The sequence below is a fragment of the Faecalibacterium sp. IP-1-18 genome (assembly GCF_023347355.1).
In the GTDB taxonomy this organism is placed as follows: Bacteria; Bacillota; Clostridia; order Oscillospirales; family Ruminococcaceae; genus Faecalibacterium; species Faecalibacterium prausnitzii.
Genome location: NZ_CP094472.1, coordinates 673,000 through 688,289, shown reverse-complemented (window position 1 = coordinate 688,289; position 15,290 = coordinate 673,000). Strand labels below are relative to the sequence as shown.

16 protein-coding genes and 1 tRNA gene are annotated in these 15,290 nt (G+C 59.2%); 2 read left to right on the top strand and 15 right to left on the bottom strand.

From position 1 onward, the window contains the following. Positions 1-88: 88 nt before the first annotated feature. The 6 genes from MTP43_RS03255 to MTP43_RS03230 all read right to left on the bottom strand — a co-directional run bounded on the left by MTP43_RS03255 (position 89) and on the right by MTP43_RS03230 (position 4,514). The gene (locus MTP43_RS03255; protein ID WP_154265854.1) at positions 89-493 is read right to left on the bottom strand and encodes a metal-dependent transcriptional regulator; all 405 of its coding nucleotides are present in this window, start codon (positions 491-493) and stop codon (positions 89-91) included. A gap of 134 nt (positions 494-627) precedes the next feature. Next, a complete protein-coding gene (locus MTP43_RS03250; protein WP_005927399.1) occupies positions 628-783 on the bottom strand; it encodes a FeoB-associated Cys-rich membrane protein in 156 nt (51 codons plus the stop codon). A gap of 24 nt (positions 784-807) precedes the next feature. Continuing rightward, complete coding sequence (feoB, locus tag MTP43_RS03245) at positions 808-2,994, bottom strand: ferrous iron transport protein B (protein WP_249235062.1); 2,187 nt, start codon at positions 2,992-2,994, stop codon at positions 808-810. A 30-nt stretch (positions 2,995-3,024) separates the two neighbouring features. Then, on the bottom strand, positions 3,025-3,246 hold the full coding sequence (locus tag MTP43_RS03240; RefSeq protein WP_005927392.1) for a FeoA family protein: 222 nt from the start codon (positions 3,244-3,246) through the stop codon (positions 3,025-3,027). Between the two features lie 52 nt (positions 3,247-3,298). Beyond that, entirely contained in the window at positions 3,299-3,514 is a 216-nt protein-coding gene (locus tag MTP43_RS03235) for a FeoA family protein (protein WP_005927389.1), read from the bottom strand. Between the two features lie 412 nt (positions 3,515-3,926). Further along, on the bottom strand, positions 3,927-4,514 hold the full coding sequence (locus MTP43_RS03230) for a DUF3793 family protein (RefSeq protein WP_097782317.1): 588 nt from the start codon (positions 4,512-4,514) through the stop codon (positions 3,927-3,929). A gap of 320 nt (positions 4,515-4,834) precedes the next feature. Between MTP43_RS03230 and MTP43_RS03225 the strand changes: the two genes are divergently transcribed. Continuing rightward, positions 4,835-5,434, top strand: a complete 600-nt coding sequence (locus MTP43_RS03225) for a uridine kinase family protein (RefSeq protein ID WP_117528047.1) — start codon at positions 4,835-4,837, stop codon at positions 5,432-5,434. Positions 5,435-5,612: 178 nt separating this feature from the next. Here MTP43_RS03225 and rfbB read toward each other — a convergent pair whose 3' ends face one another. The 7 genes from rfbB to MTP43_RS03190 all read right to left on the bottom strand — a co-directional run bounded on the left by rfbB (position 5,613) and on the right by MTP43_RS03190 (position 13,691). Further along, on the bottom strand, positions 5,613-6,677 hold the full coding sequence (gene rfbB / locus MTP43_RS03220; protein WP_097782315.1) for a dTDP-glucose 4,6-dehydratase: 1,065 nt from the start codon (positions 6,675-6,677) through the stop codon (positions 5,613-5,615). 20 nt (positions 6,678-6,697) lie between these two features. After that, complete coding sequence (locus tag MTP43_RS03215; RefSeq protein ID WP_117528049.1) at positions 6,698-7,168, bottom strand: hypothetical protein; 471 nt, start codon at positions 7,166-7,168, stop codon at positions 6,698-6,700. 44 nt (positions 7,169-7,212) lie between these two features. Further along, positions 7,213-8,130 (bottom strand): dTDP-4-dehydrorhamnose reductase, encoded by a 918-nt coding sequence (gene rfbD / locus MTP43_RS03210; RefSeq protein ID WP_117528051.1) that lies wholly within the window; start codon positions 8,128-8,130, stop codon positions 7,213-7,215. 22 nt (positions 8,131-8,152) lie between these two features. Next, complete coding sequence (rfbA, locus tag MTP43_RS03205; RefSeq protein ID WP_015536678.1) at positions 8,153-9,040, bottom strand: glucose-1-phosphate thymidylyltransferase RfbA; 888 nt, start codon at positions 9,038-9,040, stop codon at positions 8,153-8,155. 234 nt (positions 9,041-9,274) lie between these two features. Next, positions 9,275-10,126, bottom strand: coding sequence for a glycosyltransferase (locus MTP43_RS03200; RefSeq protein ID WP_249235061.1), 852 nt, complete (start codon positions 10,124-10,126; stop codon positions 9,275-9,277). Next, positions 10,104-12,518 (bottom strand): glycosyltransferase family 2 protein, encoded by a 2,415-nt coding sequence (locus tag MTP43_RS03195; protein WP_249235060.1) that lies wholly within the window; start codon positions 12,516-12,518, stop codon positions 10,104-10,106. Before MTP43_RS03195 ends, MTP43_RS03200 begins: the two co-directional genes overlap by 23 nt. A 126-nt stretch (positions 12,519-12,644) precedes the next feature. Then, a complete protein-coding gene (locus MTP43_RS03190; protein WP_097784819.1) occupies positions 12,645-13,691 on the bottom strand; it encodes a SpoIID/LytB domain-containing protein in 1,047 nt (348 codons plus the stop codon). Positions 13,692-13,879: 188 nt separating this feature from the next. Here MTP43_RS03190 and MTP43_RS03185 point away from each other — a divergent pair. Further along, a tRNA-Leu gene (locus tag MTP43_RS03185) sits at positions 13,880-13,963 on the top strand. A 39-nt stretch (positions 13,964-14,002) separates the two neighbouring features. Here the strand turns inward: MTP43_RS03185 and MTP43_RS03180 are convergent. Together MTP43_RS03180 and MTP43_RS03175 are read right to left on the bottom strand one after the other, a co-directional pair. Next, positions 14,003-14,617: an N-terminal phage integrase SAM-like domain-containing protein gene (locus tag MTP43_RS03180; protein WP_249235059.1), complete on the bottom strand. Its 615-nt coding sequence runs from the start codon at positions 14,615-14,617 to the stop codon at positions 14,003-14,005. Next, on the bottom strand, positions 14,608-15,282 hold the full coding sequence (locus MTP43_RS03175) for a type II toxin-antitoxin system PemK/MazF family toxin (protein WP_249235058.1): 675 nt from the start codon (positions 15,280-15,282) through the stop codon (positions 14,608-14,610). The genes MTP43_RS03180 and MTP43_RS03175 overlap by 10 nt, the downstream gene beginning before the upstream one ends. Between the last annotated feature and the right edge of the window lie 8 nt (positions 15,283-15,290).

The window sequence follows — 15,290 nt, the reverse complement described above, 5'->3', positions numbered from 1 at the left end:
CGGAACACCCCTCCCTGCCTCTGGCCCAGCGGAGCGTCTTTGCTTGTTTGCGGCAAGCAGGAACTTTCCCCGCGGAGCGCGATGCATTTTAAATCGTCCCGCCTGCGGCGCAGCCCGCCTCCTCCTCTTCCACCATCCGCTCATAGTCGGCGGTAAAAAGGCGCTGGGGCAGGGCGCTCGTCATGGCAAGGGCGGCGTTCCACTGCTCCTCGTCCGTCAGCTCCCCGCTCACCGGCGGGAAGTGCGCCAGAATGGCGTCCAGCTCCTGCTGCACCCGCTTTGCCACCCAGATGCCGCGGTCGGTCAGGTAGATTTTACCGTAGTACTCCTTTACGATCATGCCCTGCTCCATGAGCAGGTTCAAAATGCGCACCACCGAGGGCTTTGTCACCCCCAGCTTTTCCGCAATGCTGCGGGAGCTGATGTCCAGATGGGTGCGGCTTACCTCGTAGATGGCCAGCAGATAGCGCAGATGCGCTGCGGTCAGCTGCATACCGGTCACTCTCCTTTTTACGCGCCGGGGCCTGCCCGGTGTTATCATAAGCTAACTTTATTTCACTTAAAAAAGGAGCGCGAGCCGAGAGTTTCAGCCCGCGCTCCTTTGCGGTTCAGTGTTCCGTTCAGTGCTCAGTGGCAGCCCTTGCAGTGGCTGCAATCGCCGCCGCAGCTGCAGCCGCCGCCGTGCTTGTGGGTGTGCCATACGACCCAGCCCAGCGCGCCGAACACCAGCGCTGCCACGATGATGGTGGGCAGATTAAAGTTTGTAGCAATAAATTCCATCATACAGCATACACCCTTTCGTTTCTATCAGATACGGGAAGTATCCAGCTTTACTTCGTTGTTGTCGGCGTACTTGTTGGGGCGCACCATCAGGTAGATGAACGCTGCCAGCACCACAACAGCCACCACGGTGAACAGGCCGAAGTGCACCTCGCCGGTGATAAGGCCGCCCAGCTGATACACCACCAGCGCAGAGCAGTAAGCCAGAGCACACATGTAACCAATGGCGATGGCCGTCCACTTGCCGTTATTCATCTCGCGCTTGATGGCGCCCATCGCAGCAAAGCAGGGAGCGCACAGCAGGTTGAAGATCATGAAGGCGTAAGCGGACAGAGCGGTGTAGTCCTGCGCAACAGCAGCCCAGATCTCGTCGCCGTTCTCAGACAGCTCGCCGCCGAAGTGGTACAGCACACCGAAGGTACCCACCACATTCTCCTTTGCAATCAGGCCGGAGACGGAAGCGACGGTTGCACGCCAGTTGCCGAAGCCCAGAGGTGCAAAGATCCATGCGACCTTGGTAGCGATAGCAGCCAGCACGGAGTTGTCCTGATCCTCGACCATACCGAAGGCACCGTTCTCGAAGCCGAAGCCCTGCATAAACCACAGGATGACGGTAGCGAGCAAAATCACAGAGCCTGCGCGCTTGATGAAGGACCAGCCGCGCTCCCAAGTTGCCCGCAGCACGTTGCCCCATGCGGGCACATGGTAGGCGGGCAGCTCCATCACGAAGGGTGCGGGATCACCTGCGAAGAGCTTGGTCTTTTTCAGCATGATGCCGGAGCAGATGATGGCTGCCATGCCGATGAAGTAGGCAGACACTGCCACCAGCGAAGAGCCGCCGAACATTGCACCGGCGATCAGGCCGATGATGGGCATCTTTGCGCCGCAGGGGATGAAGCAGGTGGTCATGATGGTCATGCGGCGGTCACGCTCGTTCTCGATGGTACGGCTTGCCATAATGCCCGGCACGCCGCAGCCGGTGCCCACCAGCACCGGGATGAAGCTCTTGCCGGAAAGGCCGAACTTGCGGAAGATACGGTCCATGATAAAGGCCACGCGGGACATATAGCCCACGTCCTCCAGAATGGACAGCAGGAAGAACAGCACCAGCATCTGGGGCACAAAGCCCAGCACCGCGCCCACACCGGCCACGATGCCGTCCATGATCAGGCCGTACAGCCAGCCCGCCACGCCGATGCTCTCCAAAAAGCCGCCCAGCGCATTGGGAACGATCTCACCGAACAGCACATCATTGGTCCAGTCGGTGGCAAAGGTACCGATGGCCCAGCCGCCGTCCGCAATGGAGGTGCCCATGGACAGGGAGTACATCAGGTACATCACCACTGCAAAGATGGGCAGTGCCAGCACACGGTTGGTAACGATCCGGTCGATCTTATCGGAAACGGTCAGGTGCTCCACGCGGGCCTTCTTCTTGACAGCCTTGCCCACCACGGTGTTGATGTAGGCATAGCGCTGGTTGGTGATGATGCTCTCGGCGTCATCGTCCATCTCTTTTTCGCAGTCCTGAATGTGCTCGTCGATGTGATCCATCAGGGCCTTGTCCAGCTTCAGCTCATCCTGCACCTTGTCGTCGCGCTCGAACAGCTTGACGGCGTACCAGCGCAGGAAGCGGTCATCCACCTTGCCCTGAATGCTCTCCTCGATGTGGGCAATGGCGTGCTCCACACTGCCGGTGAACACATGGGGCAGCTCGCCGGTCTTGCCGGCCTTGGCAGCTGCCACCGCAGCCTTAGCGGCAGCCTCGGTGCCCTCGCCCTTCAGCGCGCTGATCTCCACTGCCTGACAGCCCAGCTCTGCGCTCAGCTTCTTCAGGTCGATGGTGTCGCCGTTCTTGCGCACCAGATCGATCATGTTCACAGCCATCACCACCGGGATGCCCAGCTCGATGAGCTGGGTGGTCAGGTAGAGGTTGCGCTCGATGTTGGTGCCGTCGATGATGTTCAGGATGGCGTCGGGCTTCTCCTTCACAAGGTAAGTACGGGAGACCACCTCTTCCAGCGTGTAGGGGGACAGCGAGTAGATGCCGGGCAGATCCTGAATGACAACGTCCTTGTCGCCCTTCAGCTTGCCTTCCTTTTTTTCCACGGTCACGCCGGGCCAGTTGCCCACGTACTGGTTGGAGCCGGTCAGGTTGTTGAACAGGGTCGTTTTGCCGCAGTTCGGGTTGCCGGCCAGTGCAATTTTAATGCTCATTGCGGATACCTTTCCTCCCTTTTGGTCGTATCAGACCACTTCGATCATCTCAGCGTCGGCCTTGCGCACGCTCAGCTCGTAGTTGCGCACGGTCAGCTCCATGGGGTCGCCCAGCGGCGCCACCTTGCGCACATAGATCTGCACCCCCTTGGTGATGCCCATATCCATGATGCGGCGCTTCACCGGGCCTTCGCCGTGCAGCCGTGCCACGGTGGCGGTCTCGCCCACCTTTACGTCTTTCAGTGTTTTCATCGTACTCGTTCCTCCCTTGCAGTATCTCATGCAGCACCGGGAAGGCGCTGCCTCAGTCCACCATGATGCGGCTTGCCATGGTCTTATCCAGTGCCAGACGGCTCTGCTTGACCTGCACGATCAGGTTGCCCGCGATCTCGTTGACCACGGTCACCTCGCTGCCAACCACGAACCCCAGCTCGGCCAGATGCAGCCGCACCTCGTCCTTGCCGCTGATCCTGCGGATGGTGACGGTCTCGCCTGCTTTTGTCATCGTCAAAGGCATCATCGCTGTGCTCCCCTTCCATAAAAATGATGTGATGCTGCGGTGGTTAGTCAGCCGTAACTATCAGCATAGATAGTTTACCGCTGCTAACCAAGCTTGTCAATAGTTTTTTCATATCTCATAGTTAGTTTATATGAACAAACAAATTTTATGCCAGAACCGGCCCACATTTTTATCAAAATCATCAATGACTAACTCTATTTCTTGAGTTAAAGTTAGCCAATGTTTACATTTTCAGAGGGTCGCTTTGCCATTTTATAGGGCAGGGTGACGGAGAAACACGACCGCCCGGCGCAGGGGTCAAAACTGCACCGGGCGGTCATGTGTAAAAAGGAGGATCGCTCTCTCCTGTGTCGGAAGCATAGGAGAGTTGCCAAGGATAAAAGAGAGTATTTGAAAAGAGAATATCAATTTTTCAGGCGGCCACTGCCAGCTTTAAAATGGGCGTGCCGCTGTGGAACAGCCGCAGGTACACCGCCGTGCACTTGGCCAGCTGGTCAAAGTGCTGCTGGGCGGCGGCGGGGTCGCCGTAGGACTTCCAGCACCCGCAGCAGGTAAAGCACTTGCCCCGGTGCCGGATAAAGCCCACCACATCCTCCAGCGGATAGCCCAGAAATACCCCGATCTCGTGGGGGAAATCCGCCGCCTCCGCCGCGCAGCACAGACGCAGGCTGAGCTGGTCCAGCAGCGCGTTGCAGTCCGCAGCATCTTCCGGCAGACGGTAGCCCTCCCGGGCTAAAAAGCCGCGCACAGCGGCATCTGCCAGCACCGTTTGCAGCTTGGCGGCGCGGTAGACGTACACCAGATACTGCCGGGTAGCGATGCACCCCCGCAGCACCCGCACCTGCAGGCCCTTGGGGTTCAGCTGGGCGTTCCAGCCCGCCACCCGCCGGGCAAGGTCGGCACGGTTTCGCGTTTCGTAGCGGAACAACCCCGCAGGCTTCAGCCCCGCCAGTACCGGGGCACATTGTTCGATCATTACGGTCTCAAAATCACGCTCCATGGCGGTTCTCCTTTGGCGGCGGTGTCAGGGTCAGTGTGCCCCGGATGCCGGGCGGTTATAAGTAAGACGCAGCTAACCGTCATCCCAAAAAAGAAGCAGCACACCCGGTCTGCGGGCGCTGCCGGTGGGGTCTCACATGGTTAGTTGCTTCTAACGCCAGTAGTGTACCACAACGCAGCGGGGCGTGTCAAGCCTTTCCGGCAAAAAAGTTATTTATGGCAAACCACGCCCGCGCTACCCTTCCGGCGGCGGTTATGATATAATCGGGGTATTATCGGGTCTGCCCCTTTGGGCGCACCCCTGCCAAGGAGGCCAAACCCATGCCCACACCCATCACCGCGTCCACCCTGTCTGCGCTGCTGAGCGCCGCGCTGGCGCAAAAGCCCACCCGCCCGCTGGTGCTGGCGCTGGACGGCCGCTGCGGCAGCGGCAAGACCACCCTTGCCAACGGGCTGGCGGCGCAGTTTCCCGGCTGCACCCTGCTGCGCACGGATGATTTCTACCTGCCGCCCGCCCGGCGCAGCCCGGACTGGGCACACACCCCCTGCGCCAACATGGACCTTACCCGTCTGCGGGACGAAGCCCTGCGCCCTGCCTACGCGGGGCAGCCCGTAGCCTACCGGGCGTACAGCTGCCGGCAGGGGGCTTATCTGCCCCCGGTACAGCTGCCCGCGCAGCCGCTGGTGATTTTAGAGGGCAGTTACAGCCACCACCCGCTGCTGCGCCCCTACGAGACGCTGCGGGTGTTCGTGACCTGCACCAAGGCCGAGCAGACCCGGCGCTTACAGGCACGGGAGGGCGCGCGTTACGCGGATTTTGCCGCCCGGTGGGTGCCGCTGGAGGAGGGCTATTTTGCGCAGTACGGCATAGCCGAAAGCGCGGATTTTGTGGTGGAGACCACCCAAGGCGGGACGATTTAGAATGCGCGCCGCGTTGCTCTGCGCATAAATAGCGGAAAGAATATTTATAATTTCGGAATAGCGGAGCGTCTGCGGACGCTCCGCTATTCCATTTTCACGGGAGGGGTCGTAACGGGAATGACAGCAAAAAACTCCCCCTGCACCGTGAGATGCAGAGGGAGTTTAAATTTACAGGCTGTTACTTATTCTTGTACATATCCTGATAGTAGTTCTGGTAGTCGCCGCTGGTGACGTGGTCCATCCACTCCTGATGGTTCAGGTACCAGTCAATGGTCAGCACGATGCCCTTCTCGAAGGGAGTTTCGGGGTACCAGCCCAGATCGTTCTTGATCTTGGTGGGGTCGATGCCGTAGCGGCGGTCGTGACCCAGACGGTCGGCGACGTGCTTGATCAGCTCCTCGCTGATGCCCTCGTCCTGCAGACGGTCGTGCAGCTGGTTGATGATGGTCTTGACGATGAAGATGTTGGGGCGCTCGTTGTGGCCGCCCACGTTGTACACCTCGCCGACCTTGCCGCCGTTTGCCACCATATCAATGGCCTTGCAGTGATCCTCCACATACAGCCAGTCGCGGATCTGCATACCGTCGCCGTAGACGGGCAGCTGCTTGTGGTGCTTGACGTTGTTGATCATCAGGGGGATCAGCTTCTCCGGGAACTGGTAGGGGCCGTAGTTGTTGGAGCAGCGGGTGATGTTCACCGGCATGCCGTAGGTGTCGTGGAAGGCCATGACGAACATATCGGCGCTGGCCTTGGAGGAGGAGTAGGGGCTGTGGGGGCACAGCGGCGTGGTCTCCATAAAGAAGCCGTCCGCGCCCAGAGCGCCGTACACCTCATCGGTGGACACCTGCAGGTACTTCTTGCCCTCTTTCCAAGTCTTGGCATCGGCGTCGTACCATGCCTCCTTGGCGCGCTGCAGCAGGTTGACGGTGCCCATCACGTTGCTCTGCACAAAGATCTCGGGGTTCTTGATGGAGCGGTCCACATGGCTCTCGGCGGCAAAGTTGATGACGTAGTCGAAATCGTACTTTGCAAACAGGCTCTCCACCAGCTCCTTGTCGCAGATGTCGCCCTGCACGAACACATGGCGGGGGTCGCCCTCCACGTCCTTCAGGTTTTCCAGATTGCCCGCGTAGGTCAGCTTATCCAGATTGACCAGCAGGATCTCCGGGTATTTCTTGAGCATATAGTGCACAAAGTTGGAACCGATAAAACCGGCACAGCCGGTGATCAGATAGGTTTTCATAGGTCAGTATCCCTCTTTATTTATTTGTTGTTGTTCCCGGACTGCGGGCGGGCTGCGGCGCGGGCGCGTTCCTCCTCGGCGCAGCAGTGCTTTGCCACAAGGTAGAGGTTCTTGTTCATGCTGTTCATGGTCTTGCCCATGGCCTTGGTGTATGCTTCCAGCCCTTTGTTCATGCTGTGAAGCTCCTCGTAGGTGGCTTGGGTGTACCGTGCCAGACCTGCACTCATGTTGCTGAGCTCCTTGTGGGTGGCTTTGGTGTACTCCACCAGCTCCGCAAAGGCGTACAGCGCCCATGCAAGGAACATTTGCAGCACCCAGAACACCACGGCGACCACCAGCCCCAGCACGATGGCTGAAAACTGGTTGATGGGCTTCAGCATTTCATGGACCGCGCCGCACAGCATGGATGCAAGCACAAAGGCCAGCACACACTGCACCTTTGCAAGGATCTTTAATATCTTGACAGATCTGCCAAAAATCGCATCAAACATGATACATCCTCAGTTCTTCCGCAGGGGGGATTTTCAGTTTTTTCTCAGCCCTTCATGCCGTTTTCGCCGTCCCAGTGGGCGAAGAAGCAGGCCAGCGCGTCCTTCCAGTCGCGGACATCGTTGCCCACGGTGCAGCGCAGCATCCGGTTGTCCAGTGCGCTCCACTTGGGGCGGTCGGCGCTGTCCGGGTGCTTTGCCTTGTACTCCTCGCTGGTGCAGGGGGCAACGGTAGCGTCCACACCGGAAAGGCGGATGATCTCGGCAGCAAAATCGTACCAGGAGCAGATGCCCTCGCCGGTGCAGTGGTACAGGCCGTACTCGTGGGTCACGCACAGCTGCAAGATCTCGTGGGCAAGGTCGGCAGCGTTGGTGGGGTTGCCGCACTGGTCGTTGACCACTTCCAGCTTGCCGAACTTTTTGCCCGCATTCACGATGGTCTTGACAAAGTTTTTGCCGTAGTAGCTGTACAGCCACGCGGTGCGCACGATGAAGTGGCGGTGGCAGAACCGCTCCACATACTTTTCGCCCATGAGCTTGGTGGAGCCGTAGGCGCTGATGGGCCCGGGCAGGGTGGCTTCATCCTGCGGGATGCCGCCGTTCTCCCGGCCGGAGAACACATAGTCTGTGGAAACGTGCACCAGCCGTGCGCCGGTCTTTTCGGCAGCCTGCGCCAGATTGCGGGGGCCGAGGGCGTTTGCCTTAAAGGCATCGTCGTGGTGCACCTCGCACCCGTCCACGTTGGTGTAGGCGGCGCAGTTGATGATGATATTCGGGCGGTTGCGCCGCACGAACTCGTCCACCATCCTGTAGTTGGAGATATCCAGCTCCGGCAGATCCACCGGGATCACCGTAGCGTTGAGCAGCTTTTCGGGGATGGGGCCCAGCTCGCTGCGGCCCTCCTGCAGCTGCTTGAGCAGCTCTGTGCCCAGCTGCCCCTTGCAGCCTGTGACAATGATTTTCATACCAATGTGCCTTTCCTTATGCTTAGTAGCGCAGCTTGCCGTCGGCCACGTTCTTCAGATGCTGGCCGTAGGGGCTCTTGCCGTAGCGCTCGGCGCTTTCCAGCAAGGTGTCGCGGTCGATCCAGCCGTACTTGAAAGCGATCTCCTCCGGTGCGCTGATCTTGATGCCCTGACGCTTCTCGATCATGTGCACAAAGTCGGCAGCCTCCACAAGGCTCTCCATCGTGCCGGTGTCCAGCCATGCAAAGCCACGGCCCAGCAGCTGCACATCCAGCTCGTCCTGCTTCAGATACATATCGTTCAGGGTGGTGATTTCCAGCTCGCCGCGGGCAGAGGGCTTTACCTGCTTTGCCATCTGCACCACTTCCTTGTTGTAGAAGTACAGGCCGGTGATGGCGTAGTTGGACTTGGGATGCTGGGGCTTTTCCTCCACGCTGAGCACCTTGCCGTCCTTGTCGAACTCCACGATGCCAAAGCGCTCGGGGTCCTGCACATAGTAGCCGAACACGGTGCAGCGGCCCTTGTTCTCTGCGTTGGCCACGGCGCTCTTGAGCAGCTTGGAGAAGCCGTTGCCGTAGAAAATGTTATCGCCTAAGATCATGGCGCAACAGTCGTCGCCAATGAACTCTTCGCCCAGAATAAAGGCCTGTGCCAGACCATCCGGGGAGGGCTGCACCTTATACTGCAGATGGATGCCGTACTGGCTGCCATCGCCCAGCAGCGCCTCAAAGCGGGGCGTATCGGTAGGGGTAGAGATGATCAGGATATCCTGAATGCCCGCCAGCATAAGGGTGGACAGCGGATAGTAGATCATGGGCTTGTCGTAGACCGGCAGCAGCTGCTTGCTGGTGACCATGGTCAAGGGATAGAGCCGTGTGCCGGCACCGCCGGCGAGAATAATGCCTTTCATACTTGTGCACTCCTTTTTTCTTATAAAAAGATGTGCAGCTTAATTCAAAGCGGAGCTGCGTCCGCTGTAAACGATTTTGGGTCTGCCATGGCCGCATTTTTGCAAAAGACGATGGCAGTACACTTTATTTTACTATGAAAGCACGCAAAATGCAAGAGGCGGAAACGACAGAAAGCGGTGTGCCGACGGCACACCGCTTTCTGTGAATCAAAAACACTATTTTTTCTTCCCCGCTCACCACGCAAAGCCCCACTTGGAAAAGTAGCGCAGCAGGCTGCGCAGCTGCCACAGAAAGGGCTTCAGGCTGCGGTGCGCCGCACGGTGCCATGCGTGGATGGCGGTATACTGGGGCACCAGATACGCCTTGCCCCGGGTGCGCATCTTCTGGGTCAGGTCAGCGTCCTCCACATACATGAAGTAGCCCTCGTCAAAGCCGCCCACGGCCTTGAAGGCGGCAGTGTCCACCGCCGAAAAGCTGCCGGTGCAGAACTCGATCTCGGTGGGCTTTGTCAGGTCTTTGTCTGCCATCAGGTAGCGGTCGTTGTACTTTGCCCAGAAGCGCAGACAGGGCAGCTGACGGTAGACCATGGCGCGCACGTTGCACCGGCGCAGCGGCAGCTGCTGGGGCTTGCCGTCCGGAAAGGTCAGCCCCGGGCGGGTCATCACCACGCCGGGGTGCGCCGCCATCCAGTCCGCAAGGTCGCTCAGGGTGTCTGCGGTCAGCTGGATGTCCGGGTTCAGGATAAAGTGCACCCGGCTGTGCAGCAGCGAGAGCACCGTGTTGTGCCCGGTGCCGAAGCCGCCGTTCTCCAGTCGGCAGAGCACCTGCACCGTCTGCCCGGGGGCGGTGCGCAGGGTGCCGTCCTTGGCAGCGGCGGTCAGCTGCCGGCCGCTGCCGTCCGGGCTGGCGTTATCCACCAGATATAAGGTGAGCGGGTAGCGGCGGGTGCAGTCCAGCACGGTCTGGGCGGCCTTGATAGCCTCCCCGGCGCCGTTATACACCACGATACAGGCCGAAAGCTCCATCTGCGTTCCCCCTTTCGTTTTATCGTTGGCGGAAGGCTCACTCCAGCGGCTTGATGTCAAAGCTGAAGTCCTCCTTCATCAGGTCAAAGTTGGGGTTCATGCAGGGGTCGCCCACAGCCAGCTGCTTTGCCCACCGCTTCTGGAACCGCTCCACCTCAGAGGCAAAGCGCTTGCGCTTGGCAGGGCTCTCGTCCAGCCCGCGGCTCTTGCTCTCGTAGTGGTACAGCTGGGCAAAGGGGGTGAACACGTTGGTGTAGCCTGCCTCCCGCACACGGACGCAGAAATCCACGTCGTTGAAGGCCACGGCAAAGCTCTCGTCCAGCCCGTTCACCTGCTCGTATACGTCCTTGCGCACCATCAGGCAGGCGGCGGTCACGGCGTACACATCCTGTGCGTAGACCAGCCGTCCCATATAGCCGGGGTGCCCCACGGGGAAGTTCTTGTGCATATGCGCCGCCAGCGTCAGGAAACCGAAGCCGATGCCTGCGTGCTGGATGGTATTGTCCGGGTAGAGCAGCTTTGCGCCCACGCAGCCCACACGGTCCTGCTGGGCATACATGACCATCTCCTCCATCCAGCGGGGCGAGATGACCTCGGTATCGTTGTTGAGCAGCAGCAGATACTCGCCGGTAGCGGCGCGTGCGCCAAAGTTGTTCAGGGCGCTGTAATTGAAGCCGGTACCCTGCCATGTGAGCACATGCAGGGTGTCCGGGTGCTCCTTTTGCAGCTGCTCGTAGCAGCGGAAGGTGGCAGGCTCCTTGCTGTTGTTCTCGATGATGATCACTTCAAAATCCGGGTAGGTGGTCTTGCGGTAGATGGACTCCACGCACACCCGTAAATCGCCCGAATGGTCGCAGCTGGGGATCAGCACGCTGACCCGCCCGGGCTTTGTGATGGTGTAATCGGTCTTGTAGAAGCCCGGGGTGTTGGGCACCATGGTCACCGCGTCCACCGGCACGCCCATGCGGTCGTAGTGGGCGCGCAGCGCCTTCATGGCTGCTTCCAGACAGTAGGTCTTGGCAGAGATGTTGCTGGCCACGCTGGCGGGGCTGGAACGCCAGTAGTACAGCAGGTGCGGGATATGCACGATCTTTTCCGCCTGCTCGGTCAGGCGCAGGTAGAGGTCGTAATCCTGACTGCCGTTGAACTCTGCCCGCTCATCGCCGCCCACCTTTGCCAGCAGCGCCGCGCTGAACACGCTCAGGTGGCAGATATAGTTGTTGGAGCGCAGGTTATCCAGCATATAATCCGGCTTGAAGTGGTAGACCGTCAGATGGTCGATGTCCCCTTCAAAGGTCACTTCATCGGTGTACACAAAGTCCGCGCCCTGCTTGGCGATGGCTTCCGCCACATACCACAGTGCGCAGGGGTGCAAAATGTCGTCATGGTCCAGCAGGGCGATATAGTCACCGGTGGCAAGGGCAAAGCCCTGATTGGTGTTGCCCGCAATGCCCTCGTTGCTGTCCAGTTTCCGGTAGCGGATACGGCTGTCGGTGCGGGCACGCTCCTGCACGAGGGCACCCACGTCCGCGTCCTGTCCGGCATCCACCATGCACAGCTCCCAGTTGCGGTAGGTCTGGTTCTGTACCGAGTCCAGCAGCTCCACCAGAAAATCGTGGGGGGTGTTGTACAGCGGCACTACGATGCTAATCAGGGGTGCAGCGGGCTGGTCTGCGGCCTGTTTTACCAGCAGCTCCACGTCCGCAAAGCGGTCGGCGGGCATCGCCTTGCCCGGAAACAGCTTTTTGTACTCCTTTTTGGCCTTGGCCTGTGCCATTACGCCCGCAAAGCCCACCCGACGCAGGGTGGCAAAAAAGACGAACAGCGGGAAGGTGCGCCACAGCTGGCGGCACTTGCTTACCAGATACCGCAGCGGCCAGCTGGCCTTCCAGAAGGTGGAGTTGACCACGCTGTTCAGGGTCTTTTCCAGCTCCTGCTCGTGGCTGCGGCTCAGGGAAAGGTCGCTGCGCAGCCGCTCCAGCTGGGCAGTCTGCTCGGCTGCGGTGCGCTCGGCCAGCAGGGTACGCTCCCGCAGAACATCCAGCTGCTGCTCGTAGCCATCTTCAAGTTCCGGCAGCTCCGGGGCGTCCATGCGGCAGAACAGCGCGGTCAGCTGCTCCTTGCCGCGGTCCTTCCACGCAAGCTCCCGGCAGAAGCCCTGCGCGGCAAGCTGCTTTGCGCAGTCTGCCATGCCGGCGTACTCTGCGCACACCAGCAGCACTTTTTCCGCCTGTACGGCGGGCAGGGTGACCCACTGGGGGTCTGCCACCACCAGCAGCTCCGGGGCGCTTTGCACCACCGCAGTATTCATTTTACAAAAAGCTTTTTCCAGCAGCCCGCTGTCCTCCAGCACCTGTACGCTGCGGGGAGCCAGCTCCCGCACGATGCGCTGTGCCAGTGCACGGCTGCGCTCGGCGGCCTCCTGATTCTGCTTTTCCTGATCCAACTCCATGCTGATACTCCAATCCGTGCGCTTTTCTACGCAGTTATGTTTCCCGTTCATTTTTCACAAACGGATATAGTATACCAAATCTTGCGGCGTTTGAGAAGGTTTTTCCAAAATTTCAGTGAAACACGTTCAGCGGAACAATCCCGCCAGCCAGCCGAACAGTCCGCCGCTGCGGGTAGTACTGGTACGGATCTTCGCCCCGGTGTAGTAGTGCTGCAGGATCTGCTTGTAATTCATACCCTCCTCGGCGGCGTAGCCCACTGCGCCGCACTGGCTCATACCCACGCCATGACCATAGCCGTAGTAGGTCATGCAGGGGGTGCCGCTGGCATCGGTGCCGAAATCGAAGCAGTAGCGGGAGGAAACGAACTGGTTGATATACCGGTAGCTGCGTCCGTTGGACACCAGCGTGTTGTACTGCACAAAGCCGCCCAGATCCTTGTGGGTGGTGTCGGCGCTCTGGTAGGGCTCGCCGGTGCGGCTGTCGTTGTATTCTATATAGGTGTAGTCCTTGCCGATCACCCGGCGCAGCAGCTTGTGGTACTGCTCCTCGTAGGGGCTTTCCACGCTTTGGAGGTAGGGCACATCCGTGCCCCACGCGTCCAGACTGGCGCAGGTACCGTACACACCGGTCTGGGTGTTGTAGCCCGCACTGGCCGACCATACTGCATCGCACACGCTGCCGTTGTACACCAGCACCTCATCCTTGACCGCCTGCACCGCCTTGCGGATGGCATTGCGGGCAGAGGCCGGGATCTGATCGACCGGGGTATAGATCAGCGCATTGGTGGACGAGCCGTACTGCTTGTGGTATTCCAGATAAGAGTGGATGGCCACCGCCTGCGCCTTCCACGCCTGCTGCGCGGCGCTGGCGCTGACATAGCTGCCAATGGAGCCAAGCTCGGTATAGGTGATGCCCACCAGACAGTCCTCAAGATCCAGCGTAACATTGCGCTTGAGCCCCTGCCCCTTGATGTTCAGGTAGGGCATGGTGATCTTATCCTTGGAGCCAAACAGCCAGCTGAGACAGTTTTCGTCCTCTGCAGGGATCAGGGTGGTATCGGCCCCGCCGATGGTGGTGGCAGCCGAAGCCGCTGCCGCCGGGATGCAGACGCACAGCACCGCCGCCAGCAGAAAAGCCGCCGCGCGGCGGGCAAAAGAATGCAGATGTTTCAAAGTCCGGTTCCCTCCTTGTGGGTATCATTTACGTTTTGATCTGACCTTAGTGTAGCACAGCCCGCGCCGCCGGGCAAGAACCGGAGTCATGTATTTTACGCCATGCGGGACGATCTGAAAAAAGACGCAAACTTTCTCTTGATTTTGCCCAGGGAATCCGGTATAATAAAAGACGTTCAAACCGATGCGCCGGTGTGTCGGAATGGCAGACGAGGGGGACTCAAAATCCCTTGTGCTAATAACACGTGTGGGTTCGACCCCCACCACCGGCATAAAAAACTCCCCCAGCTTGTCTGGGGGAGTTTTCTTTTTTATCTGCGGCGTGTGATCACGATCTCGTAGTTTGCATAGGTCGTGATCGCCACGCGGGACTTCATCATTTTCAACCAGTCCATGAGAAAATCGTTGAAAAGTACCGGGGAGTTATCAAGGCAGGGGTCAACCGTCTTGACGGGGTTCGCTTTCAGCCAGTTACTGTCAACGGCATACTGAAGGGCATCGGTCAGCTCCCTGTGCCAATCCAGAAGCTGCTGTACGGTCGCTTCCTCCTGCTGACGCTCATAGCGGAAAAACGTTTCCAGATCGCGCGGAGTGAGCGCTTTTAAAGACAGCCGCTTTCGTTCAAAGTACGGGATGATGACCCTGCCCATATCGTAGGCGTATCGACCGTAAGTATCCGGGGAAAGGTTCATCACGCTTTCCCGCAGCCAGCGGGTCAGGTATTCCGGCACAGACAGGTCACCGACCTGCTGCAAGGAATCCGGTCTGCCCTCCCACGCTTCCACGATGTGCCGCAGGGCTTCGCAGTAGATTTCTTCGCCCAGCTGGTAGAGTTCGCGGGGATAGATCAGCTTGCTGCTGTGGATGACCGAAAGCTGGTACGGCGGGTTGATACCGATGAAAGAATTGTTGTCGTTCAGGCGCATCGCATTTCCTCCTTGATTCTCCAAATGTACTTTTCGGCTTCCTCTAAGATCTCAGCCACCTGCTGCTTACGCTTCGGGATGGTGAGCAGGCTGGGATTGAAGGTGAAGCTGTATTCCAGCCGCTGGATCATGGCATGAACCGCGGATTGCAACTCGGTGTACAGCATCATTTCCTCGATGCTTCCGGCGTTCTCAAAGGACGACCGGATGGGCGTATAGGGGTAGACAGGCGGTTTGCCATCCACCACCTCAGGCGGCGCGTAAAGCGACGTAGAGCGCCGGATAGGCTCCATCTGCTGGATGCTGCCCATGGGGTTCAGCGCAAGGCTGATCCGAACTGCATCGTCCACCCGGCGCATCTCCTCCGGGGTCAGATGCCCCAGATACTTCAGCGCCCGGCTTTTGTCGATGGTGAAGATCTGCTCTGCCTGCACAACGGACGGCATATTCAACCCTGCGTTTTCCAACAGGCAGTGGGTCGGCTGGTTTACTTTCTTTTCCGCCTTGCTTGTCATGATTGCAACGATCAGGGTCGGCGAGTGGTAGTTACCCACGTCATTCTGAAGAATGACCGCCGGACGATTCCCGCTTTGCTCTGAACCAGTGGCGTTGTCGAAACGGGTGAAGAAAATGTCTCCACGCTGGAATTTCCAGTTTTGAATCAAAAGCTGCC